This window comes from Pseudomonas paraversuta (assembly GCF_904067025.1).
Classification (GTDB): Bacteria; Pseudomonadota; Gammaproteobacteria; order Pseudomonadales; family Pseudomonadaceae; genus Aquipseudomonas; species Aquipseudomonas paraversuta.
Window position 1 is genome coordinate 1383669 of record NZ_CAJFDA010000001.1, and the last position, 24270, is coordinate 1407938.

Genomic DNA, 24270 nt, shown 5'->3' on the forward strand with positions numbered 1-24270 from the left:
TCTTACAGCACATTGGTGTGATTACTGGTCGTCAAAATAACGTTCGTGCCAGTCCACCAGTGGCTGCGGTACGTTGAGCTTTTGGCCGTAGATCACCGAATAAGACAGTACGTTCTGCACATACTGGCGTGTTTCGTCGAACGGGATGCTTTCGATCCAGACATCAAAGCCCAGGTGGTTTGCACCCTTGAGCCATTGGCGAACGCGGCCGGGGCCGGCGTTGTAGGCCGCGGAAGCCAGCACCCGGTTGCCGTTGAACTGGCCATGGACCTGACTCAGGTAGGCAGCACCCAGCTGGATGTTCTTGTCCGGGTTGAGTACTTGCTGTGGCGAGGCCAGCGGAATGCTGAATTTGCGTGCGGTTTCTTTGGCGGTGGCCGGCATCAACTGCATCAGACCGCTGGCGCCCACACCCGAACGGGCGTCATCCATAAAGGCACTTTCCTGACGGGTAATGGCAAATACCCAGCTCGAATGCAGCCCACGAACTTTGGCTTCTCGTACCAGCGTGTCGCGGTGTGCCATCGGGAAGCGAACATCCAGGTCATCCCAATACTGCGCTTGCGCCATGGTACGAATGGCGGGGAAGTACCACTTCAGGTCGTAGGCCAGTTTGGCCTGGGCGACCATTTCATCGCGGCTGAACAAGCGGCTGACGTAATACCACTCGCGTCGGCCATCGACGATTTGTCCGCGCTCGTGAAACTCCAGTGCGCGCTGCACGCCGGGCGTGTTGCGTACTTTATTGATCAGCTGCGGGCTGAGCATCAGCGGCTTGTTATTGAGCTGATACGGGGTCTGGGCCCGGTCGGCGGCCAGAAAGCCGTAAAAATCCCGCTCACCGGCGACTTTTTTGAACAGCGCCAGCGCTTGCGGGTTTTTAGGCTCGGCCAGTTCAAGGCTGCGGGCTTGCCAGTAACGCCAGCGGCTGGTGGTTGCCAGGTCCTGGGGCAGTTTGGTGGTCAACTGGTAGGCGTCTTGCCAGCGTGCCAGGCGTAACAGCAGGCGCAGACGCCATTCGGTGACCGTGTTGTCCCGCAGTTCCGGGTCGTACTTGGTCATGATGTCCAGGCCGCGACTGTCGTAGCGACGGGCGAACGTCAGGCCTATTTCCCGGGCTATGGCGACTTTTTCGTCCCGCGAGAAATGCATGCTGCTGGCGTAGCTGTCGAGCAGGGATGCGGCTTTTTCCGGGTCCTGGCGTGCCAGACGGCGCAGGCCAAGGCCAACGGCATCAGACATGGCTTCGCTGGCGGGGGCGAAGCGCGACGGCTGGCTGAGCATGTCGGGCTTCTGGGCCACATCAATCATCAGCCTGGCTTGTGGGCCCAGCGTGTTGAGGCCGTTGGCCAGGGAGGTGGCAAGCCCGTAGTTGCGCGCTTCAGCTGCCAGCTTGACCCGCTTCCAGCGTTTTTGCTCGGTCAACTGGCCTTCGGCGGCCCACTGGCTGAACAGCGCGTCGCAGGCGGCAGGCTGTGCCTTGCCGACCATCCACAGTTTTTCGGCGTTGGCATAGCCTTCGGCCTTGAGGTTGTGCTTGAGCTGATACTGGCCGTTGAGGCAATCGAGTTCGGTGAAATTGAGCTTGGGGTCGTAATACTTTTCAAAAGTCGCCCAGTCGCCGCGCTCTGCCAGCCAGCGCAGCCAGCGCAACTTCATCCAGTTGGCCTGGGGCAGGTCGCCGTGTTGGGCCAGGAACTGCTCGATTTCAGGGTTGCTGGCCGACTTCAGACGTGCGGTCAGCTCGTCGTAGGCCAGATACGGGGTCAGGGGATAACTGCGCAGCGCGGCGGCATTTTGAAAGTAAGGGCCGGAATCACCCTTGGCCAGGGCGCGCTTGGCATCATCGTAGAGCTGACGTTGTTGAGTGAGATCTGCAGCGTGGGCGGTTTGCACGGCGCAGGTAGTGAGAAGCAGGCAGGATAAAAAGTTGAAAAGACGACTGCGCATGTGGCTTCCGTACAAATGAAAAACGCGACAAGCGCAGGGCGACCCGCGCTGATTGTGCCGTAGCTTAGCCTTTTGCCAGCGCCCCGTGAAAGCCTTGCCGGCCAACCGGTGCTACTTGGCACTAAATGAAGGGTAGACGGGGCCGTACAAGAAATACCCGGCCGCCTGGGGGCTCAAATCAGGTAGAATGCGCGCCCAGTTTTTGGAGAAGCTCATGACCCTGCTCAAATTCAGCGATGTGTCCCTTGCTTTCGGCTCTATGCCGTTGTTGGACAAGGTGTCCTGGCAGATCGCCCGTGGAGAGCGGGTGTGCATCATCGGCCGCAACGGCACCGGAAAGTCCAGCATGATGAAGCTGGTAAAAGGTGATCAAAAACCCGATGACGGCTCTGTTTGGCGCGCGCCCGGCCTCAAGATTGGCGAATTGCCGCAAGAGTTGCCTGCGGCCGACGAACGGACCGTGTTCGACGTGGTTGCCGAAGGTCTGGACGGTGTTGGTGAACTGCTCGCGCAGTACCACCACCTGAGCCAGAACATCGTTACCGATGCTGACCTGGACAAGCTGATGCACGTCCAGCAAGACCTCGAAGCCCGCGACGGCTGGCGCTTGCAGCAATTGGTAGACAGCACCCTGAGCCGTCTGCAGCTGCCGGCTGACAAAACCCTCGCCGAATTGTCCGGCGGCTGGCGTCGTCGCGTCCTGCTGGCACAGGCTCTGGTTTCCGAACCGGATCTGCTGCTGCTCGACGAACCGACCAACCACCTGGACATCGGCGCTATTGCCTGGCTCGAAGAGGCCTTGATGGGCTTCCAGGGCGCGGTTCTGTTTATCACCCACGACCGTTCCTTCCTGCAGAATCTGGCCACCCGGATTCTGGAGCTGGACCGTGGCGGCCTGATCGACTGGAACGGCGACTACGCCAGCTTCCTGGTGCACAAAGAAGCCACCCTGGCAGCTGAAGAAACGGCTAACGCCCTGTTCGACAAGCGTCTGGCCCAGGAAGAAGTGTGGATCCGCCAGGGCATCAAGGCGCGCCGCACCCGTAACGAAGGCCGTGTTCGCGCCCTTAAAGAGCTGCGCGTTGAGCGCAGTGAGCGTCGCGAACGCACCGGCAAGGCCAATATCCAGCTTGATACTGCCGACAAGTCCGGCAAGCAAGTGATGGTGCTGGAAAACGTCAGCTTTGCTCACCCGGGTGGTCCGTTCCTGCTCAAGGACTTCTCCATGGTGCTGCAGCGTGGCGACCGTATCGGTCTGCTGGGCGCTAACGGTACCGGTAAAACTACCCTGCTGAAGTTGATGCTGGGCGGCCTGGTGCCTACCGAAGGCACGGTTGAAGAGGGTACGCGCATCGACGTGGCTTACTTCGACCAGTTGCGCCATCAGCTGGATCTGGAAAAAACCGTGATCGATAACGTGGCCGAAGGCCGCGACTTTATCGATATCGACGGTCAGAGCCGCCACGTGCTCAGCTATTTGGGTGACTTCCTGTTCAGCCCTCAGCGTGCCCGCACGCCGGTCAAGGCGCTGTCAGGTGGTGAGCGTGCCCGTCTGTTGCTGGCCAAGCTGTTCAGCAAGCCAGCCAACCTGCTGGTGCTCGATGAGCCGACCAACGACCTGGACGTTGAGACCCTGGAGCTGCTGGAAGAGGTCTTGCTGACCTTCAAGGGCACCGTGCTGATGGTCAGTCACGACCGGGCATTCCTCGACAACGTGGTGACCAGCACCCTGGTATTCCAGGGCGAAGGCAAGGTCCGTGAATACGTCGGTGGTTATCAGGACTGGTTGCGTCAGGGCGGCTCGCCGCGCCTGTTGGGTGTTACCGAGAGCAAATCCGGTAAGGCTGACCTGACTTCGGCAGTGGTCACTGCAGCACCGGCTCCGGCCGCCGCTGCACCTGCACCGGCAGCGAAAAAGAAGCTGAGCTACAAGCTGCAGCGCGAGCTGGAAGCCTTGCCAGGCGATATCGATGCGAAAGAGCAGGCAATTGCCGCCGTTGAAGCCGAAATGGCTGATGCGGGCTTCTATCAGCTGCCAGCCGCCAAAACGGCTGAAGTCATCGCCCGGCTTGAGAAGTTGCAAGCCGAGCTTGAGCAGCTGGTTGAGCGTTGGGCCGAGCTGGATGCCTGATTGAGCACCTGCTGAACTGAAAAAGCCCGGCCCTTTGAACAAGGGGGCCGGGCTTTTTTACTGTTGCGGGAGGCTTAATCAGGTTTTTTCAGGCTGACCGCCAGCACATCGCACGGAGCACCATGCAGCACATCGTTGGCAGTGGAACCCAGCAGCAGTGCCAGGCCGTGACGGCCATGGCTGCCGACCACGATCAGGTCGCAGTTTTCGGCTTTCGCGAAGCCATGGATTTCCTGGCGCGGCTGGCCATAGGCGAGTTTGCAGTTGTCTTTGGACAGTTGCGGGTAGATATCGATCAGGCGTTCAAGGCGTTCCTTGGCCTGATCAAACTGTTGTTGTTGCAGTTGCGACAGGTCCATCGGAACATCGCCGCCAAAGGCCATGGCCATAGGCTCGACGATGTGGATCAGCGACAGTTTGGCACCGTTGGCCTCGGCGCTGGCGCTGGCGCGATAGATCACCGGATCGCATTCTTCGGTCAGATCGACGGCGACTAGAATGTGGGTGTAGGGCTTTGGCGTGGACATGTGCGGCGCTCCTGTAAATGGTGAATTGTTATGAGTATGGCCCTTTTTGTAGAGCCTTGGTTCAAGTCAGGGTCAACTCGTTTAGTCAGGTAATGAGAGTACAGATATGACGGTATGGATAGTGGTGTCAATCCTGGCGCTGGTTCTTAGCCCCCTGGCATGGTTGCGGCCTTCACGTAATCAGAGTGGCCGGATGGATCTGCGCATGGAGGCGCGGCGCATGGGGCTGGCCATGCAACTGGCGCCCCAGGAGTGGCCGCACTGGCTTGAGCCGGAGCCGCCGAGTTCCTGTGCGCAATACCATCGCCCGCGCCGCAGTACTAAGCCTGATGTATGGTGCTATTGGCAATCGGCTCCGGGGAAATGGCTCAATCGCTGGCAGGAAGAATGTGTGGATGAGCGCTTGCTGGCGCAGTTTGAAAAGTTGCCGGCCAACGTCTACAAAGTTGAGGCCGATGCGCAAATGATCGTGCTGGTATGGGGCGAACGGGGCGATCCTGCGGTCTTGAAGGCCATTGATCAAGTGCTCCGGGCGCTGGCGTAGCGCTTGTGGAGCGAGCTTGCCTCGCGATGCAGGCACCGCGTTTTGCTTGAAACACCGCGGTGATGCAATGGCGGGGCAAGCCCGCTCCTGCAGGGTGGTTTTGTCATCGTTGTTTTGGACAATTGACAATCGCGGGCTTTTCCCTGAAGGTGTCGACACCCAAATCAAACGGGCGTATGAATTGAGCGTTTGTCTTCCTCGACGGCGCTCACAGAACCCCGACTATCGCGTTGGCGGGTGTGCCTGGCGGCCTGGCATCAACATTGACGCAAAGGTCAGTGACAGCCAGACGCTAGCGTCCGACGTGTACTGTTCAGCTTCCATATCGTGGAGATCAGTTGATGATTTACGAAGGTAAAGCCATCACGGTTACGGCTCTTGAAAGTGGCATCGTCGAACTCAAGTTCGATCTCAAGGGTGAGTCCGTCAACAAGTTCAACCGTCTAACCCTGAACGAATTGCGTCAGGCAGTGGATGCGATCAAGGCAGATGCTTCGGTCAAGGGTGTTATCGTTTCCAGCGGCAAAGACGTGTTTATCGTCGGCGCAGACATCACCGAATTCGTCGAAAATTTCAAGTTGCCGGATGCTGAGCTGATCGCGGGTAACCTCGAAGCCAACAAAATCTTCAGTGCTTTCGAAGACCTCAATGTACCTACCGTTGCGGCCATCAATGGCATCGCGTTGGGTGGCGGTCTGGAAATGTGCCTGGCAGCGGACTTCCGCGTCATGGCCGACAGCGCCAAGATTGGCCTGCCTGAAGTAAAACTGGGCATCTACCCGGGCTTCGGCGGCACCGTACGTTTGCCGCGTCTGATCGGCGTTGATAACGCTGTTGAATGGATTGCTTCGGGTAAAGAAAACCGCGCTGAAGACGCCCTGAAAGTCGGCGCCGTTGATGCTGTTGTCACCCTGGACAAACTGGGCGCAGCTGCGCTGGACGTGATCAAGCGCGCCATCAGTGGCGAGCTGGACTACAAGGCCAAGCGCCAGCCAAAGCTTGAAAAGCTCAAGCTGAACGCAATTGAACAAATGATGGCTTTCGAAACCGCCAAAGGTTTCGTCGCCGGCCAGGCCGGACCAAACTACCCGGCCCCGGTTGAAGCGATCAAGACTATCCAGAAAGCCGCGAACTTCGGTCGTGACAAGGCGCTGGAAGTTGAAGCCGCAGGTTTCGCCAAACTTGCAAAAACATCGGCTTCGCAATGCCTGATCGGGTTGTTCCTCAACGACCAGGAATTGAAGAAAAAGGCCAAGGCCTACGACAAGATCGCCAAAGACGTGAAGCAGGCAGCCGTACTCGGCGCTGGCATCATGGGCGGCGGTATTGCCTATCAGTCGGCTTCCAAAGGCACGCCGATCCTGATGAAAGACATCAACGAACACGGCATCGAGCAAGGTCTGGCAGAAGCCGCCAAGCTGCTGGTAGGTCGCGTTGATAAAGGTCGCATGACCCCGGCGAAAATGGCCGAAGTGCTCAACGGTATTCGTCCGACCCTGTCTTACGGTGATTTCGGCAACGTCGACCTGGTGGTCGAAGCTGTAGTCGAGAACCCGAAGGTCAAGCAGGCCGTACTGGCTGAAGTGGAAAACCACGTCCGCGAAGACGCGATTCTGGCGTCCAACACTTCGACTATCTCCATCAGTTTGCTGGCCAAGGCCCTCAAGCGTCCGGAAAATTTTGTCGGCATGCACTTCTTCAATCCGGTGCACATGATGCCGCTGGTTGAAGTGATTCGTGGCGAGAAATCCAGCGACCTGGCTGTAGCAACCACCGTTGCCTACGCCAAGAAAATGGGTAAAAACCCGATCGTGGTCAACGACTGCCCGGGCTTCCTGGTCAACCGCGTGCTGTTCCCGTACTTCGGCGGTTTCGCCAGGCTGGTCAGCGCCGGTGTCGACTTTGTGCGCATCGACAAAGTGATGGAAAAATTCGGCTGGCCGATGGGCCCGGCGTACCTGATGGACGTGGTCGGCATCGACACCGGTCACCACGGTCGTGACGTGATGGCTGAAGGCTTCCCTGATCGCATGAAAGACGATCGCCGCTCGGCGATTGACGCTCTGTACGAAGCCAAGCGCCTGGGCCAGAAGAACGGCAAGGGCTTCTACGCCTACGAAGAAGACAAGCGCGGCAAGCAGAAGAAAGTCGTTGATTCCAGCGTACTTGAAGTGCTCAAGCCGATTGTCTACGAGCAGCGCGACGTGACTGACGAAGACATCATCAACTGGATGATGATCCCGCTGTGTCTGGAAACCGTACGCTGCCTGGAAGACGGCATCGTTGAAACTGCGGCCGAGGCCGATATGGGTCTGGTTTACGGCATTGGCTTCCCGCTGTTCCGTGGCGGCGCATTGCGCTACATCGACTCGATCGGTGTTGCACAGTTCGTGGCCCTGGCTGATCAGTACGCTGAACTGGGCGCGCTGTACCACCCGACTGCGAAGCTGCGCGAGATGGCCAAGAACGGTCAGAGCTTCTTCGGTTAAGCGCCCCATTAGAGTGAGAGTGAAATTATGAGCTTGAATCCTAGAGACGTGGTGATTGTTGACTTCGGTCGCACCCCGATGGGCCGCTCCAAGGGTGGCATGCACCGCAACACCCGTGCTGAAGACATGTCTGCGCACCTGATCAGCAAAGTGCTGGAGCGCAACAACAAGGTTGACCCGAACGAAGTGGAAGACGTGATCTGGGGCTGCGTAAACCAGACCCTGGAGCAGGGCTGGAACATCGCACGCATGGCGTCGCTGATGACCCAGATCCCACATACTTCGGCCGCGCAAACCGTGAGCCGGCTGTGCGGTTCGTCCATGAGCGCCCTGCACACTGCTGCCCAGGCGATCATGACCGGTAACGGTGACGTTTTCGTGGTCGGTGGCGTCGAGCATATGGGTCACGTGAGCATGATGCACGGCGTTGATCCTAACCCGCACATGTCGCTGTACGCGGCGAAAGCCTCGGGCATGATGGGTCTGACCGCTGAAATGCTGGGCAAGATGCATGGCATCACCCGCGAGCAGCAGGATGCCTTTGCCGTGCGTTCTCACCAGTTGGCCCACAAGGCGACCATTGAAGGCAAGTTCAAAGACGAAATCATCCCGATGCAGGGATATGACGAAAATGGCTTCCTGAAAATGTTCGACTACGACGAGACCATTCGTCCGGATACGAGCATGGAAAGCCTGGCTGCGTTGAAGCCGGCCTTCAACCCCAAGGGCGGGACAGTGACTGCGGGCACTTCGTCGCAGATTACCGATGGTGCCTCGTGCATGATCGTAATGTCGGCCCAGCGTGCAAAAGACCTGGGTCTTGAGCCGCTGGCAGTGATCCGCTCGATGGCTGTTGCCGGTGTGGATCCGGCGATCATGGGCTATGGTCCTGTACCGGCCACGCAAAAAGCATTGAAGCGCGCAGGCTTGAATATGGCCGATATCGACTTCATCGAGCTCAACGAAGCTTTCGCTGCACAGGCCCTGCCGGTGCTGAAAGATTTGAAAGTGCTCGACAAGATGAATGAGAAGGTTAACCTGCACGGCGGTGCCATCGCCCTGGGCCATCCATTTGGATGTTCGGGTGCTCGCATCTCCGGCACTTTGCTCAATGTAATGAAGCAAAATGGCGGCACTTTCGGGTTGTCCACCATGTGCATTGGTCTTGGCCAGGGCATTGCCACTGTCTTCGAACGCGTCTAAAGCGTTGCGTTGATGGAAGCCGGGGCCATGTGCCCCGGTTTTTGTTTTTTGGATGTTTTGAATTTTTTTCTTTTAGGGAGCGCAACATGTCGGTACAACTTGGGCTCTACCAACACTATAAAGGCCCGCAATATCGGGTGTTCAATGTGGCGCGCCACTCCGAGACCGAAGAGGAGGTCGTGTTTTACCAGGCCTTGCATGGTGAATTCGGCTATTGGGTGCGTCCGCTGAAAATGTTTATTGAAACGGTCGAATATGAGGGCAAAACAGTCCCCCGATTCGCTCTGGTAAAGGCTGAACCGAGTATTTTTCCCAAGCCATGAGGCGAGGTCGCGCAGAACCCTGTGCTTGACCTCACCTTGTAGCCACTATATATAGCGGTGCCGCGTCAGGCGCGAACCGCCTTTCACTTCTAGAATTCAGGAATTTTCTGATCCATGGGCAAATCGCTGGTCATTGTGGAATCCCCGGCTAAGGCCAAGACCATCAACAAGTACTTGGGTAACGAGTACGTGGTGAAGTCGAGTATCGGCCATATCCGAGACCTGCCCACCAGCGGTTCGGCTAGCGCCAGCAAAGAACCTGCTGCCAAGCGCGGCAAGGCGGCGGCTGGTGAAGTGCCGGCCCTGTCGCCAAAAGAGAAGGCTCAAAAGCAGCTGATCTCGCGCATGGGTGTCGATCCGGAACATGGCTGGAAAGCCAAGTACGAGATCCTCCCGGGCAAGGAAAAGGTCATCGAAGAGCTGCGCCGGCTCGCCAAGGATGCTGACACCATCTATCTCGCAACCGACTTGGATCGCGAGGGGGAAGCCATTGCCTGGCACCTGCGCGAAGCCATCGGTGGTGATGACAGCCGCTACAAGCGCGTGGTGTTCAACGAAATCACCAAGAAGGCGATTCAGGAAGCCTTCTCCAGGCCGGGCGAGCTGGACATCAACCGTGTCAACGCCCAGCAGGCGCGTCGTTTCCTCGACCGCGTGGTGGGTTACATGGTTTCGCCGCTGCTGTGGGCGAAAATCGCCCGTGGCCTGTCGGCCGGTCGGGTGCAGTCGGTTGCCGTAAAGCTGGTGGTTGAGCGTGAGCGTGAGATCCGTGCCTTCAACCCTGAAGAATACTGGGAAATCCACGCCGATCTGGGCACTGCCAAGGGCGCGAAAGTGCGCTTCGACGTTGCCCGTGAAAAAGGCGAAGCCTTCAAGCCGCTGAACGAAACTCAGGCCATGGCGGCGCTGGAGAAGCTAAAAGCCTCCAGCTACACCATCTCCAAGCGTGAAGACAAGCCGACCAGCAGCAAGCCTTCTGCGCCATTCATTACTTCCACCCTGCAACAGGCCGCGAGTAACCGCCTGGGCTTCGGGGTGAAGAAAACCATGATGATGGCCCAGCGTCTGTATGAAGCCGGCTACATCACGTATATGCGTACCGACTCCACCAACCTTTCGGCTGATGCCGTGGAAATGGCGCGCACTTACATCGAGGGTGAGTTCGGTGCTGCCTACCTGCCGCCGGCCCCCAACGTATATAGCAGCAAGGAAGGCGCGCAGGAGGCTCACGAAGCCATTCGTCCCTCTGACGTAAACACCGATCCAAGCAAGCTGTCGGGCATGGAACGTGATGCTGAGCGGCTCTACGAGCTTATCTGGCGCCAGTTTGTTGCTTGCCAGATGCTGCCGGCCAAATACCTGTCGACCACCGTCAGCGTCGCTGCTGGTGACTTTGAGCTGCGTGCCAAGGGCCGCATCCTGAAGTTCGACGGCTACACCCGGGTCATGCCGCAAATTGCCAAGCCTGGCGACGACGATGTACTGCCGGACATGGCCCAGGGCGACGTGCTGAAACTGATCGAACTCGATCCGAGCCAGCACTTTACCAAGCCGCCTGCGCGTTACTCCGAAGCCAGCCTGGTAAAAGAGATGGAAAAACGCGGTATTGGTCGTCCTTCGACCTACGCCGCGATCATCGGCACCATCCAGGATCGTGGTTACGTGGCGCTGCATAACCGCCGCTTCTACTCCGAAAAAATGGGCGACATCGTTACCGAGCGTTTGTCCGAGAGCTTCTCTGACCTGATGGACTACGGCTTTACCGCCGGGATGGAAGAAAATCTCGATGATGTGGCCCACGGTGAGCGCGACTGGAAAAACGTGCTGGACGAGTTCTATGGCGACTTCAAAAAGAAACTTGAAGTAGCGGCCGCGCCGGAAGGTGGGATGCGTGCCAACCAGCCGGTAATGACCGACATCCCGTGCAAAGAGTGCGGGCGTCCGATGCAGATTCGTACCGCGTCGACCGGTGTATTCCTGGGTTGCTCGGGCTACAGCTTGCCGCCTAAAGAGCGCTGCAAGGCCACGGTCAACCTGGTGCCTGGCGACGAAATTGCTGCCGACGACGAGGGTGAGTCCGAATCGTTGGTGCTGTTGGGCAAGCACCGCTGCCCGATTTGCAGCACCGCGATGGATGCGTACCTGCTGGATGAGAAGCACAAGCTGCACATCTGCGGTAACAACCCGGATTGCACCGGCTACGAAATCGAAGAAGGCAGCTACCGCATCAAGGGCTACGAAGGGCCAAGCCTGGAGTGCGACAAGTGCGGCAGCGAGATGCAGCTCAAGACCGGTCGTTTCGGCAAGTTCTTCGGTTGCACCAACGCCGAATGCAAAAACACCCGCAAACTGCTGAAAAGTGGTGAAGCTGCGCCGCCGAAAATGGACCCGGTAAAAATGCCGGAGCTCAAGTGCGAGAAGGTCAACGACACGTATATTTTGCGTGACGGTGCTTCGGGGTTGTTCCTGGCGGCCAGCCAGTTCCCGAAAAACCGCGAGACCCGTGCGCCGCTGGTGATTGAAATCGTGCCGCACAAGGACGAGATCGATCCCAAGTACCACTTCCTGTGTGAAGCGCCGAAGAAGGACCCGGATGGTCGTCCAGCGGTGATTCGCTACAGCCGCAAAACCAAGGAGCAGTACGTGCAGACTGAAGTTGAAGGCAAGCCGACAGGCTGGCGTGCCTTCTACGACGGCAAAAGCTGGAAGGTTGAAGACAAGCGTAAAGAGAAAGACGCCTGATTTAGCGTGACGGCTTAACAAAAAACCGCGCAAGGGCTGCATGCCTCGCGCGGTTTTTTTGTGATTGTCCTGTACGGGCCTGTGGCAACTGCAACAAAAGCGCAGGATTGGCGCTTGCTCCCGTAGCCCCTGATCCCTGAGACTGCTCAGTCTGCACTTATCCAACTCGCTGTGGAGCGCGCCCGCATGGCTCATGAACTCTATACCCGCACCAATCAGAAAATTTACTTCGCCGGCCTGGCCCTGGATGCCATGAACAAGGCCGGCGAAGGTCGGGCCATGAATGCTCAGGCGCTGGTACAGGCCGAACGCGAATCAGCGGTGTTCCATTTGTATGGTGCATTGCTCGGGCTGTGCCATGAAATCGCGGGTTTCTACCGTCTGCCTCAGGCCGGCGCGCCCAGGGTTGAACTGTTGCTCACTCCGGAGGTGCTGGAGGCAATAGCCATCCCCGAACTGGCAGAAATGGTCGAGCTGGCGCGTGCGCCGCAAACCTGGCTGGCCCAATTGATCGCCGCCCATGGGGCGTTGTACCAGCCGTTGCAGGCTCCGAAAAAGGTCAAGGCGGATGTCTTCCAGCCCTTGATCGTAGCGGTCAATCTGGAGGACGAGACACCCGGGGAGTTAGGCCGGGAAACCCTGGAAGAGTGGCGCCAGAACTTGAAATCCCTGGCTGTCCGCTTTCGCGACGGGCTCAATGAGTGCTGATGGTCGAAGGCAAAACTGTACAGTCATTCATCAGTCTGTAATGAAACCAGCACAGTTCCTGGCAAATTCCCAGTGGATGACTGATATAATCCCGCGCTTTCGTGGAGAACAAACTTTTATGCCAACGTCCTTTCTTGAAATTGTCGAATTGCCAGACGGCCGTATCGAGTTGCGTCGGGCTGAAGACGAGGGGTCTTTGGTGACGCTGAACTTCTCTGAAGATGCCAAGGCTTTTCTTCAGGGTCAGCACGTAGAGGTGGCCAAGGCCATGCTTAGCGTAGGTGTGCAGATGGCGGGCCGACTGGCCGAAGGCGAACTCGAAAAGGATGACGGACCGCGTATTCTTCATTAAGACGCGATCCATGCCCCAGGCGTGTCACGGACCGGCTTTTGTATTCAGCAAAAGCCCTGTGACAACGTCCGCTGTTTAGCCCAGACGAATATTCAAACTTTGCCCGTGACCGGTGCGTGCTGCACCAATCAGCTGTTGGCGGGCTGCGGCATTCAGTGGATTGATCCAGCTGACCACCGTGTGGCTTCGGCCCAGGCGCAGAGCTTCGCAGGTGAGTTGCAGCGTGCTTTTATTGCCGTTGGGCTGCAGCAGCAAAATACGTTCACGGTTGAGGCCGGCATCCCGTAGCCAGCTTTGAGTCAGGCTGGCGGGTGGCGCTATCAGTGTCAGCCAGCGGTCGTCCGGTTGTTCGCTCAGTTCGCGCAGCATGGGCGCAAGCAGGTTCAGGCAGTTTCCGGCAGCACCGCGCAGCGACAGTTCACTGAATGCTTCGGGTTCGACGCTCCAGGGTGAATCGAGCACGTCTTTGATCGCGGGGGTCATTGGTTTTGCCATGAACGCCTCGAAAAGATTGAGTTGTGCTGGCAGCGGTGTGTGTGGGAACTGCATGAAGCCTCCTTTAGCGGCGAATGACGCCGACACTCAAGCCTTCAATGACCAGTTCCTGGTCCTTGAGGTTGACTTCAATCGGGGCGAAGTCAGGGTTCTCGGCGATTAGCCAGACCTTGTTACCTTCACGCTTGAAGCGTTTTACCGTCACTTCGTCGTCGATGCGGGCCACGACAATCTGGCCGTTACGGGCTTCGCGACAGGTATGAACGGCAAGCAGGTCGCCATCAAAGATGCCGACGTCCTTCATGCTCATGCCTTGTACCCGCAGCAAATAGTCAGCGCGCGGATGGAAGAAGGTCGGGTTGATATTGCATGACTCTTCGACGTGCTCCTGCGCCAGGATCGGGGCGCCGGCAGCAACCCGGCCGATGATGGGCAGGGTGGACTCGTCGGACTTGGCTTCGAAACCGGGGATGCGAATGCCCCGCGATGCTCCCGGGGTCATCTCGATGGCACCCTTGCGAGCAAGGGCCTTGAGGTGTTCTTCGGCGGCGTTCGGCGACTTGAAGCCCAGCTCCTGTGCGATCTCGGCACGGGTGGGCGGATATCCGTTGTCATCCAGGCATCGCTTGATGAAGGCCAGGATCTCAGCTTGGCGTGGCGTCAGTTTTAGCATGTTGATCGCTCTGTCTTTTTATACAGTGACTGGGATTATATACAGTGATAGCTGATTGGCAATCATCCATTTTCAGGAGTCCGCCGGACGGTCGCCTGTCAGGCTGCGCACTTTATCAGCTGCGACCCGGCGGGCCGAGGCTGTGGTTAAATGCGAAACCGCCCGGTCGCAATGTGAATACGTCACCTTGACTTTTTACAAGCTGAAACGTATGTTTCAAACAACTGTTTAAATGTTTGTCAGGCGGAGTAGCCATGGCCCAGTCGGAAACCGTTGAACGTATCCTTGATGCTGCCGAGCAGCTGTTCGCGGAAAAAGGGTTTGCCGAAACCTCATTGCGGCTGATTACCAGCAAGGCCGGGGTTAATCTTGCGGCTGTCAATTACCATTTCGGTTCAAAAAAAGCGCTGATCCAGGCAGTTTTTTCGCGGTTTCTGGGGCCTTTTTGCGCCAACCTCGATCGAGAACTGGAGCGCCGTCAGGCCAGGCCGGAGAATCGGCCCACCCTTGAAGAACTGCTGGAAATGCTGGTGGAGCAGGCGCTGGTAATCCAGCCCCGCAGCGGCAATGACCTGTCTATCTTCATGCGCTTGCTGGGGCTGGCATTCAGTCAGAGCCAGGGGCATTTGCGGCGCTACCTTGAAGACATGTATGGCAAGGTTTTCCGCCGCTACATGTTGCTGGTCAACGAGGCCGCCCCGCAAATCCCCCCGATCGAACTGTTCTGGCGCGTGCATTTCATGCTCGGCGCGGCGGCTTTCAGCATGTCCGGAATCAAGGCATTGCGCGCCATTGCCGAAACCGACTTCGGGGTAAACACCTCGATCGAACAGGTGATGCGTCTGATGGTGCCTTTCCTCGCCGCAGGCATGCGTGCTGAAAGCGGCGTGGTTGATCCGGCAATGGCCGCCGCACAGCTTCGTCCCCGCAGCAAAACCCCGCAGGTCAGCGTCAAGGTTTGACCTGCTGCGGGTGGGCGTGGCAGCTGAGTTCCGCTAAGCTAGCTGCCATGTTCGTTCCTGATCCATTTCCTGTTGCCGACTCGCTGCTGTCTCATTCAGGTGAGGCCCGTAGCCCTGTGTCCGCTATTTTTTATTCAAAGGATTATCCATGAGTTCTGCCCTGCAAGGCTCCTTGATGGTGGACGTCGCCGGTACCTGGCTGACGGCCGAAGATCGGCAATTGTTGCGCCAGCCTGAAGTGGGCGGGTTGATCATTTTTGCCCGTAACATCGAGCACCCGCGCCAGGTGCGTGAGCTCAGTGCGTCGATTCGCGCCATTCGTCCTGACTTGCTGCTGGCGGTCGACCAGGAAGGCGGGCGGGTTCAGCGTCTGCGTCAGGGCTTCGTGCGTCTGCCGGCCATGCGCGCAATTGCCGATAACCCCAATGCCGAGTACCTGGCCGAACAGTGTGGCTGGATCATGGCCACCGAAGTGCTGGCTGTCGGGCTGGACCTGAGTTTCGCCCCGGTACTGGATCTGGATTACCAGCGCAGTGCTGTGGTCGGTAGCCGTTCATTCGAGGGTGACCCGCAGCGTGCAGCAGTGTTGGCCGGGGCGTTCATTCGCGGGATGAATGATGCGGGCATGGCTGCAACCGGCAAGCATTTCCCCGGTCACGGCTGGGCCGAGGCCGATTCCCATGTAGCGATTCCCGTAGACGAACGCAGTCTTGAGCAGATCCGCAGCCATGACCTGGTGCCATTTGCCCTGTTGAGCAAGCACCTGGCTGCAGTCATGCCGGCCCATGTGATCTATCCGCAAGTGGACAGCCAGCCAGCCGGATTTTCCCGTCGCTGGTTGCAGGATATTTTGCGCGGCGAGCTTGAGTTTGACGGCGTGATCTTCAGTGACGATCTGTCGATGGCCGGCGCCCATGTGGTCGGCGATGCTGCCAGCCGTATCGAAGCGGCGCTGTCGGCCGGTTGCGACATGGGCCTGGTGTGCAACGACCGGGCAGCGGCCGAGCTGGCACTCAGTGCAGCGCAGCGTCTGAAGGTGACCCCTTCACCGCGGATTGCACGCATGCGTGGCCAGGCATGGGCCAGCACCGACTATCGCGAGAGCCCGCGCTGGCTGGTGGCGATGGGTGCGCTTAGAGATGCCCAGCTGATTGATTGAAGGGCCAATGCAATAAAACTGCAGGAGCCTCGACCGGCTGCTCCTGCAGCATTCACGTTGTTTCAGCGCTTTTCGATTTTCGGCGGCAACGGTGCAAACAGCGCATCGATGTCGTCGTCCTGCAGTTTCCAGTCTCCGGCTATGCGGCCATCCAGAACCCCTGCGGCCAAATCCGATTTTTCCTGCTGCAAGTGCTGGATTTTCTCCTCCACGGTGCCGCGGGCAATCATCTTGTACACAAACACCGGTTTTTCCTGGCCGATGCGGTAGGCGCGGTCGGTCGCCTGGTTTTCCGCCGCCGGGTTCCACCACGGGTCGTAGTGGATCACGGTGTCAGCCTCGGTCAGGTTCAAGCCCACGCCGCCAGCCTTCAGGCTGATCAGAAAGATTTGCAGGGTGCCGCTCTGGAAGTCCTTCACCGGTGCGCGACGGTCACGGGTTTGCCCGGTGAGGATGGCGTAGCGCACCTTGCGTTTCTGCAGTTCGGCTTCGATCAGCCCGAGCATCGAAGTGAACTGCGAAAACAGCAAGATGCGCCGGCCTTCGGCGAACAGTTCTTCAAGCATCAGCATCAGGCTGTCGAGCTTGCCGGAGGTGCTGCCTTTTTTCGGCGGGGTGTCACTGACCAGTCGCAGGTCGCAGCACACCTGACGCAGTTTGAGCAGGGCTTCAAGAATGATGATCTGGCTGCGACCCACACCTTTGCGGGTGATTTCGTCGCGGACCTTTTTGTCCATGGCCAGGCGCATGGTCTCGTACACATCGCGCTGGGCTTCGTTGAGATCCACCCAGTGGATGATCTCGGTCTTGGGCGGCAGTTCGGTCGCCACCTGCTCCTTGGTGCGGCGCAACAGAAAAGGCTTGATCCGTGCATTGAGGTGCTGCAAACGCTCGTCGCTGCCCTGGCGCTCGATGGGCACCCGGTAATCGCGGTTGAAGGTTTTGACATCGCCCAGCCAGCCGGGCAGCAAGAAGTGGAACAGTGACCACAGCTCGCCCAGGTGGTTTTCCAGCGGTGTGCCGCTCAGGCACAGGCGCTGACGTGCATTCAGTTCGCAGGCCGCCTGTGAGGCCTTGCTGCCGGGGTTCTTGATGTACTGCGCCTCATCCAGCACCAGTACATGCAGCGGCAGTTTTGCCAGCTGTTCAATGTCTTTGGGCAGCAGCGCATAGGTGGTCAGGATCACGTCATAGTCGTTGAGGTGCTCAAAGTGCTTTTTACGCGTCGCGCCATACAGCGCCAGCACCTTGAGCTGCGGGGTGAAATGCGCCGCCTCGTCGAGCCAGTTGGGGATCAGGCTGGTGGGCATGACCACCATGGCCGGGCGATCCAGGCGCCCGGCATTTTTCTCGCAGAGGATATGCGCCAGGGTTTGCAGGGTTTTACCCAGCCCCATGTCATCGGCAAGAATCCCCCCGACCTCCAGTTGACGCAGTGACTGCATCCAGCTCAGGCCTTCCAGCTGGTAGGGGCGCAGGTTGGCGTTGAGGCCCTCGGGAGCTTCGACGCTGAAGTCCTTGATATCCCGCAGGCGCTGGGCAAAGCCGCGGATGTGCTCGCCGCCTTCCCAGCGCAGGGGCAATGCATCCAGGGCGTTAAGCCGCGGTGCGTCGGCACTTTTGATCCGCAGGCTGGTGGCGCCCGGCTCTCCCAGATAAAACTCGTCCAGGGTCGCCAGCACCGGTTTCAGGCGGCCATAGGGCAGAGCCACTTGCAGCGGGCCGTGGCCACTGTTGGGAGTGGTGGGGATGTTCACCAGAATCAGTTCGTCGTCCCGGCGCCTGGCCAGTTTTTCCGGGCTCAGCAGATCGGTATGGGAGCGCATCAGGTTCAACAGGATCGGCAGCAAACTCAGGCGCTGGCCGTTGACGATGATCCCCAGTTCCAGGTCGAACCAGTCGTGCTCCGGGGCCTCGTCGACGTTGGCGTACCAGTCTTGCACCGGGCTCAGGTCAAAACCGAAGTCTTCATCGATCTGCAGTTCCCAGCCCTGTTCGCGCAGGCCGGGCATTTGATTGAGGGTGAAGTTGAGCCAGGCACTGTCGTTGACCATTTCAAACAGCTCGCCGGCGCTTTCAGGCAGCGCCTTGCTCTGGCGGGTAGCGATTTTGAAACCCAGGGTGCGCAGTTGCTCGCGAAAGGCGTTTTCCGCCTCCGGCTGGCGTTTGATGCGCAGGGTCTGGTGTTCCTGGCGAATCAGGATGTCGGCGTTTTTTTGCCCGCTGGCGTATTGCTCGAGGTAATTGAACGACAGCGCGGCGCGGTGCTGGATATAACGCTGCATCTTGCCGTTGCGCGGTTCAAAGGCGCTGAACTCGGCACTGGCCAGCCATAGGCGCGGCACCGGTTGCACGTCATCGATCAGCACTTCGGGCAGGTTGGCAGGGCGACGCGAGTCGAGTACGGCCTGGAGTTTCTCCAGAAGCTCGGCGTCCTGGGCGGCGGCAGGATAGTTCAAGGTTTCTTCAATCTTCAGTAATACGGCAGCAGTGTGCTTGCAATTGGCCCGCACCGGGCAGGTGCAGTTGGCGCTCACCAGCAGCAATGTGCCTTTGGCCGAGTCGCGCAATTCAATGGTCTGGCGGTAGGTGTTTTCGCCCGAACCCTGACAGCTGGCAGTAATCAGGCTGTCACCGATCTGCACAATCCTGACGCGGTTTTGCCTGGCGTAGCTGCGGCCACGTTCCAGGCTTTGCTCTTTGAAGCGACTGACCCAGGTCGGTGCGAGCGGCTTGGTCAGTTGCGGGGTCAGGCTCACGGACATGGGTACTTCATTCAGGGCGACTTCGGTGTCAGGCGCTCAAACAGCGCCTCAATAGTGTTGAAGCGTTCTTCGGCACGTTCCATCGGCACCATGAACTTGAACACGGTGGCGCCTTCGAATTTGTAACGGTTGGGCTGGCCTTGAATCAGCTTGATCAGCACCAGCGGGTCAACCGGGGTGTCCGCGGCAAACTCGATGCGTCCGCCCTGGGGGCCGGCATCGACTTTTTTGATCCCCAGTTGTTCGGCCTGCAACTTGAGCAGGGTAATGCGCACCAGATTTTTGCTTGGCTCGGGCAGCAGGCCAAAGCGGTCGATCATCTCGACCTGCAAATCCTTGAGACCGTCTTCGTCGCTGGCATTGGCAATGCGTTTGTAGAGGATCAGCCGGGTGTGCACATCCGGGAGATAGGCTTCAGGAATCAGCGCCGGTACCCGCAGGTTGATTTCCGGCCCGCCGCCCAGGGGCTGGTCGAGGTTGGGCTGTTCGCCCTTGCGGATCGACTTCACCGCGCGCTCGAGCATTTCCATGTATAGGGTAAAGCCGACGGCCTGGATCTGGCCGCTTTGGCCGTCACCGAGCAGCTCGCCCGCACCACGGATTTCCAGGTCATTGGTGGCCAGCACAAAGCCGGCCCCCAGGTCCTGGGTATTGGCGATGGCTTCCAGACGCTTTTGCGCGTCGCCGGTAATTTGCTGGCGCGGGGGTGTCAGCAGGTAGGCGTAAGCCTGGTGGTGACTGCGTCCAACCCGGCCGCGCAACTGGTGCAACTGAGCCAGGCCGAACTTGTCGGCGCGCTCGATGATGATGGTGTTGGCGCTCGGCACGTCGATGCCGGTCTCGATGATGGTCGAGGCGATCAGCACGTTGAAACGCTTGTGATAGAAGTCGCTCATCACCTGTTCGAGTTCGCGCTCGCGCATTTGCCCGTGTCCGATACCGATCCGTGCTTCTGGCACCAGCTCTGCCAGTTCGGCGGCGCATTTCTCGATGGTTTTGACATCGTTGTGCAGGTAGTAAACTTGGCCACCGCGTAACAGTTCACGCAACAACGCCTCTTTGACGGTGCTGTTGTTCTGCTCCATGACAAAGGTGCGCACCGACAGGCGGCGGGCAGGCGGGGTGGCAATGATCGACAGGTCGCGCATGCCGGACACGGCCATGTTCAAGGTGCGCGGGATTGGCGTTGCGGTGAGGGTCAGAATGTCGACCTCGCTGCGCAGGGCCTTGAGCTGTTCTTTCTGACGTACCCCGAAGCGGTGCTCTTCGTCGATGATCACCAGGCCGAGGTTTTTGATTTTGACGTCGTCCTGCAGCAACTTGTGGGTGCCGATCACGATGTCGATCTTGCCTTCGGCCAGCTGGGCCACGGCGGCGTTGATTTCTTTGGCCGATTTGAAGCGGCTCATTACCTCTACCGTTACCGGCCAGTCGGCGAAGCGGTCGCGGAAGCTGTTGTAGTGCTGCTGGGCGAGCAGGGTGGTGGGCACCAGAATCGCCACCTGACGGCCGCCATGCACGGCAATGAAGGCGGCGCGCATGGCCACTTCGGTTTTGCCGAAGCCCACATCGCCACACACCAGCCGGTCCATTGGCTTGGGCGACAACATGTCGGCGCGCACGGCTTCGATGGTGGTTTGCTGGTCCGGGGTTTCCTCGAACGGGAAGCCGGCGCTGAAAGTTGCGTAATCGGCCTTCGGATCGGCAAACGCATGGCCTTCACGGGCAGCCCGGCGGGCATAGATGTCCAGCAGCTCGGCAGCCACGTCACGGACCTGCTCGGCGGCTTTGCGCTTGGCTTTTTGCCAGGTTTCAGAGCCCAAACGATGCAGCGGTGCCAGTTCATCGTCGCTGCCGGTGTAGCGGGCAATCAGGTGCAGGTTGGCCACGGGCACGTAGAGCTTGGCGCCCTCGGCGTATTCCAGGGTCAGAAACTCGGCCACCTGATTGTCGACTTCCAGCGTCGCCAGCCCTTGATAGCGGCCGACCCCGTGGTCGATATGCACCACCGGTGCGCCTTCGCGCAGTTCGGTGAGGTTTTTGATCACTGCATCGTTGTTGGCGTCGGCGCGTTTTTCGCGACGGCGACGCTGCATCACCCGTTGCCCGAACAAGGGGCTTTCGGCGATCAGGGCCAGGGCCGGGTCGTCCAGCAGCAGGCCTTCATCCAGCGGCGCAATGGTAATGGCCAGGCGGTGTTTGCTGGCGACGAAGTCGGGCCAGTTTTCGACGGTTTTCGGGCGAAGTTTCAGACGTTCCAGCAGTTCGAGCAGTACTTCGCGGCGACCGGCAGATTCGGCGGTAAACAGCACGCGGCCATCAAACTGCTCTAGAAAGCCGGACAATGCCGCCAGTGGCTGATTGGCCTTGGCTTCTATCGCCAGATTCGGCAACGGCCGGGCCGGGAAGCGCTCGCGGCTGCTGCCGGTATCTACGTCGTCCTGGCTGGCGACTACCCGTGGCCAGTTTTTCAGCCGGGCGAAGCAGTCGTCCACCGGCAGGAACAGCTCGGCAGGGGGCAGCAACGGGCGGGACGGGTCGATGCGGCGTTCTTCGTAGCGGTTGCGCACGTCAGACCAGAAATTCTCCGCGGCCTGCTCGATACCGGGCAGCGAGAACACTTGCGTATCCCCCGGCAAGTAGTCGAACAGGGTCGAGGTTTCATCGAAAAACAGCGGCAGGTAGTACTCGATACCGGCCGGGGTGATCCCGCTGCTCAGGTCCTGAAAGATCGGGCAACGGCGGAAATCCACATCGAAGCGTTCGCGAAAGCGCGCCTTGAACCGGGTTACAGCATCTTTTTGCAGCGGAAACTCCCGGGCCGGCAGCAAGCGTACCGATTCGACCTTGTCGATGGAACGCTGGGTTTCCGGGTCGAAAGTGCGCAGGGTTTCGATTTCGTCGTCGAACAGGTCAATCCGGTAGGGCAGTTTGCTGCCCATCGGGAACAGGTCGATCAAGGCACCACGTACCGCGAACTCGCCGTGTTCGTACACCGTGTCGACGCAGCGATAACCGCTGGCCTCAAGTCGGGTGCGCATTTGCTCGACGTCCAGCTTCTGGCCGATATCCAGCACCAGGCTGCTACCCAGCAAAAACCGGGTCGGAGCCAGGCGATGTAGGGCGGTGGTGATCGGCACTACCAAAACGCCATGACTCAGTTCCGGCAACCGGTACAGGCTGGCGATGCGCTGGGAAATGATGTCCTGGTGCGGCGAGAACAGATCGTAGGGCAGGGTTTCCCAGTCGGGAAAATGCAGCACCGGCAACTCGGGCGCGAAAAACCTCAATTCCTGCTCCAGGCGTTCGGCGCTTTGGCTGTCGGCGGTCAGGAGCAGGGTGAAGCGCTGGGCGGCGCTGGCAGCTTCGGCGATTGCGAGGCTCAGGGCGGCACCGGGCAGATTGCCCCAGTGCTGTTTACCTGCAGTGGCAGGGAGTTTCGGTAGACGCAGGACGGGCACGGAAGGTTGAGCTCCAAGCGTTGCGACAAAGTCGGCAATTGTAACGGGCCAAGGGGCTGGCTGTCAGTTGCAGTCTTTAAAGGGGGGGGAATTCTGTGCGTGATACCGGACATGGGGCTGTCGCGGGGGAGGATCAAGGGCTGAAAACCCATGAAAACCAGGGTGTTATAAATTTTTTTACCTTTATTTGCTGGGGCTTAAACGTTTCAGTTCGGGCGTGTGACAGGCGTGCATTGCCCAGGCAGGGGCGCAACTGCATAATGTAGCCCCTTTTTTCAGCCCCTACATGTGGAAGGTTCCCGTGACTCAGAAGCCCGACCAGTGTCTTGGTGAATGGATCGACCGTGAAGCACTCGCAGAAGCGATGATCCCGCTAATCGGTCAGCTCTACCGCAATAACAATGTGGTGAGTTCGATCTATGGCCGCAGCCTGATCAACCGTTCAGTCATCGCGATTCTCAAAGCTCATCGCTTTGCCCGTCATCGTCAGTCCGATGACAGCGAATTGTCCGTACACGAAACTTTCCCTCTGCTTAAAGCAATGAGCGAGCTCAAGCTCGGTGCTGCTTCGGTAGACCTGGGCAAGCTGGCCGTTAAATTCAAGGCCGAAGCCAATGGCCGTACTGCCGAGCAGTTCGTGCGCGAAGAACTGGCCGATGTAGTGGGTCAGCAAAATGCTTCTGCCCGTAAAGGCACTGACGTTGTGCTGTACGGCTTCGGTCGTATCGGCCGTCTGCTGGCGCGCATCCTGATCGAAAAAACCGGTGGTGGCGACGGTCTGCGTCTGCGTGCCATCGTTGTGCGCAAAGGCGCCGAAAACGATCTGGTCAAGCGTGCAAGCTTGCTGCGTCGTGACTCGGTACATGGTCCGTTCGATGGCACCATCGTTATTGATGAAGTCAACAACACCATCACCGCCAACGGCAACCTGATCCAGGTGATCTACGCGAAGAACCCGACTGAAGTGGACTACACCCAGTACGGCATTCAGAACGCATTGCTGGTGGACAACACCGGTGTATGGCGTGACGCCGAAGGCCTTGGCCAGCACCTGGCTTGCCCTGGCATTGACCGTGTGGTGTTGACCGCACCGGGCAAAGGCAAGCTGAAAAACATCGTTCACGGTATCAACCACGGCGAAATCACCGCAGACGACAAGATCGTTTCGGCGGCATCCTGCACCACCAACGCCATCGTGCCGGTGCTCAAGGCTGTCAACGACAAGTTCGGCATCGTCAACGGTCACGTTGAAACGGTTCACTCGTACACCAACGACCAGAACCTGATCGACAACTTCCACAAGGGCGACCGCCGTGGCCGTAGTGCCGCGCTGAACATGGTTATCACCGAAACCGGCGCTGCCACCGCTGCTGCCAAGGCTCTGCCCGAGCTGGCCGGCAAGCTGACCGGTAACGCGATCCGCGTTCCGACGCCAAACGTTTCGATGGCCATCCTCAACCTGAACCTTGAGAAGCCGGCTACCCGTGAAGAAATGAACGAGTACCTGCGCTACATGGCGCTGCACTCCGATCTGCACAAGCAAATCGACTACGTGAACTCCCAGGAAGTGGTTTCCACTGACTTCGTAGGTTCGCGTCACGCCGGTGTGGTCGATGCTGAAGCGACTATCTGCAATGACAACCGCGTTGTTCTGTACGTGTGGTACGACAACGAATTCGGTTACAGCTGCCAGGTAGTTCGCGTGATGGAAGACATGGCCGGGGTCAACCCGCCAGCGTTCCCGCGCTAAGCAACCGCCGCAACTGAAAACGCCCCGACTGGTTCG

The 24270-nt window shown here is 58.8% G+C and carries 17 protein-coding genes; 11 read left to right on the top strand and 6 right to left on the bottom strand.

From position 1 onward, the window contains the following. Nucleotides 1-21: 21 nt before the first annotated feature. The gene (locus tag JQ848_RS06645; protein WP_003446610.1) at nucleotides 22-1950 is read right to left on the bottom strand and encodes a transglycosylase SLT domain-containing protein; all 1929 of its coding nucleotides are present in this window, start codon (nucleotides 1948-1950) and stop codon (nucleotides 22-24) included. 214 nt (nucleotides 1951-2164) lie between these two features. Between JQ848_RS06645 and JQ848_RS06650 the strand changes: the two genes are divergently transcribed. Next, nucleotides 2165-4081 (top strand): ATP-binding cassette domain-containing protein, encoded by a 1917-nt coding sequence (locus JQ848_RS06650; RefSeq protein ID WP_003446611.1) that lies wholly within the window; start codon nucleotides 2165-2167, stop codon nucleotides 4079-4081. Nucleotides 4082-4155: 74 nt separating this feature from the next. On the opposite strand, the gene JQ848_RS06655 is transcribed toward JQ848_RS06650, so the two are convergent. After that, a complete protein-coding gene (locus JQ848_RS06655) occupies nucleotides 4156-4608 on the bottom strand; it encodes a universal stress protein (protein WP_003446612.1) in 453 nt (150 codons plus the stop codon). Between the two features lie 106 nt (nucleotides 4609-4714). Here JQ848_RS06655 and JQ848_RS06660 point away from each other — a divergent pair, with 106 nt between their 5' ends. The 7 genes from JQ848_RS06660 to JQ848_RS06690 all read left to right on the top strand — a co-directional run bounded on the left by JQ848_RS06660 (nucleotide 4715) and on the right by JQ848_RS06690 (nucleotide 12969). Beyond that, complete coding sequence (locus tag JQ848_RS06660) at nucleotides 4715-5152, top strand: hypothetical protein (RefSeq protein ID WP_003446613.1); 438 nt, start codon at nucleotides 4715-4717, stop codon at nucleotides 5150-5152. 341 nt (nucleotides 5153-5493) lie between these two features. Then, on the top strand, nucleotides 5494-7641 hold the full coding sequence (gene fadB, locus JQ848_RS06665) for a fatty acid oxidation complex subunit alpha FadB (protein WP_127195845.1): 2148 nt from the start codon (nucleotides 5494-5496) through the stop codon (nucleotides 7639-7641). Nucleotides 7642-7668: 27 nt separating this feature from the next. Beyond that, nucleotides 7669-8844 (top strand): acetyl-CoA C-acyltransferase FadA, encoded by a 1176-nt coding sequence (gene fadA / locus JQ848_RS06670; protein ID WP_003446615.1) that lies wholly within the window; start codon nucleotides 7669-7671, stop codon nucleotides 8842-8844. An 86-nt stretch (nucleotides 8845-8930) separates the two neighbouring features. After that, nucleotides 8931-9167, top strand: a complete 237-nt coding sequence (locus JQ848_RS06675; protein WP_003446616.1) for a DUF1653 domain-containing protein — start codon at nucleotides 8931-8933, stop codon at nucleotides 9165-9167. Nucleotides 9168-9281: 114 nt separating this feature from the next. Then, nucleotides 9282-11909 carry a type I DNA topoisomerase gene (topA, locus tag JQ848_RS06680; RefSeq protein ID WP_003446618.1) on the top strand — a complete coding sequence of 876 codons (2628 nt, stop codon included), beginning with the start codon at nucleotides 9282-9284 and terminating at the stop codon, nucleotides 11907-11909. 186 nt (nucleotides 11910-12095) lie between these two features. Beyond that, the gene (locus tag JQ848_RS06685; RefSeq protein ID WP_161720060.1) at nucleotides 12096-12617 is read left to right on the top strand and encodes a DUF6586 family protein; all 522 of its coding nucleotides are present in this window, start codon (nucleotides 12096-12098) and stop codon (nucleotides 12615-12617) included. Nucleotides 12618-12735: 118 nt separating this feature from the next. Continuing rightward, the gene (locus JQ848_RS06690) at nucleotides 12736-12969 is read left to right on the top strand and encodes a hypothetical protein (RefSeq protein ID WP_003446620.1); all 234 of its coding nucleotides are present in this window, start codon (nucleotides 12736-12738) and stop codon (nucleotides 12967-12969) included. Between the two features lie 75 nt (nucleotides 12970-13044). Here the strand turns inward: JQ848_RS06690 and sulA are convergent, their stop codons facing one another. Together sulA and lexA are read right to left on the bottom strand one after the other, a co-directional pair. Next, nucleotides 13045-13518, bottom strand: coding sequence for an SOS-induced cell division inhibitor SulA (gene sulA, locus JQ848_RS06695; RefSeq protein ID WP_003446622.1), 474 nt, complete (start codon nucleotides 13516-13518; stop codon nucleotides 13045-13047). Between the two features lie 10 nt (nucleotides 13519-13528). Continuing rightward, nucleotides 13529-14137 carry a transcriptional repressor LexA gene (lexA, locus tag JQ848_RS06700; protein WP_003446624.1) on the bottom strand — a complete coding sequence of 203 codons (609 nt, stop codon included), beginning with the start codon at nucleotides 14135-14137 and terminating at the stop codon, nucleotides 13529-13531. Nucleotides 14138-14391: 254 nt separating this feature from the next. Here lexA and JQ848_RS06705 point away from each other — a divergent pair, with 254 nt between their 5' ends. Both JQ848_RS06705 and nagZ read left to right on the top strand, forming a co-directional pair. Next, nucleotides 14392-15099, top strand: a complete 708-nt coding sequence (locus JQ848_RS06705) for a TetR/AcrR family transcriptional regulator (protein WP_003446626.1) — start codon at nucleotides 14392-14394, stop codon at nucleotides 15097-15099. A gap of 160 nt (nucleotides 15100-15259) precedes the next feature. Next, a complete protein-coding gene (nagZ, locus tag JQ848_RS06710) occupies nucleotides 15260-16258 on the top strand; it encodes a beta-N-acetylhexosaminidase (protein ID WP_177412936.1) in 999 nt (332 codons plus the stop codon). Nucleotides 16259-16320: 62 nt separating this feature from the next. Here the strand turns inward: nagZ and JQ848_RS06715 are convergent, their stop codons facing one another. Beyond that, on the bottom strand, nucleotides 16321-19023 hold the full coding sequence (locus JQ848_RS06715) for a DEAD/DEAH box helicase (protein WP_003446629.1): 2703 nt from the start codon (nucleotides 19021-19023) through the stop codon (nucleotides 16321-16323). Between the two features lie 11 nt (nucleotides 19024-19034). Then, complete coding sequence (mfd, locus tag JQ848_RS06720) at nucleotides 19035-22484, bottom strand: transcription-repair coupling factor (protein ID WP_003446631.1); 3450 nt, start codon at nucleotides 22482-22484, stop codon at nucleotides 19035-19037. A gap of 286 nt (nucleotides 22485-22770) precedes the next feature. Between mfd and JQ848_RS06725 the strand changes: the two genes are divergently transcribed. Next, nucleotides 22771-24234: a glyceraldehyde-3-phosphate dehydrogenase gene (locus tag JQ848_RS06725; RefSeq protein ID WP_029612746.1), complete on the top strand. Its 1464-nt coding sequence runs from the start codon at nucleotides 22771-22773 to the stop codon at nucleotides 24232-24234. Nucleotides 24235-24270 lie beyond the last annotated feature (36 nt).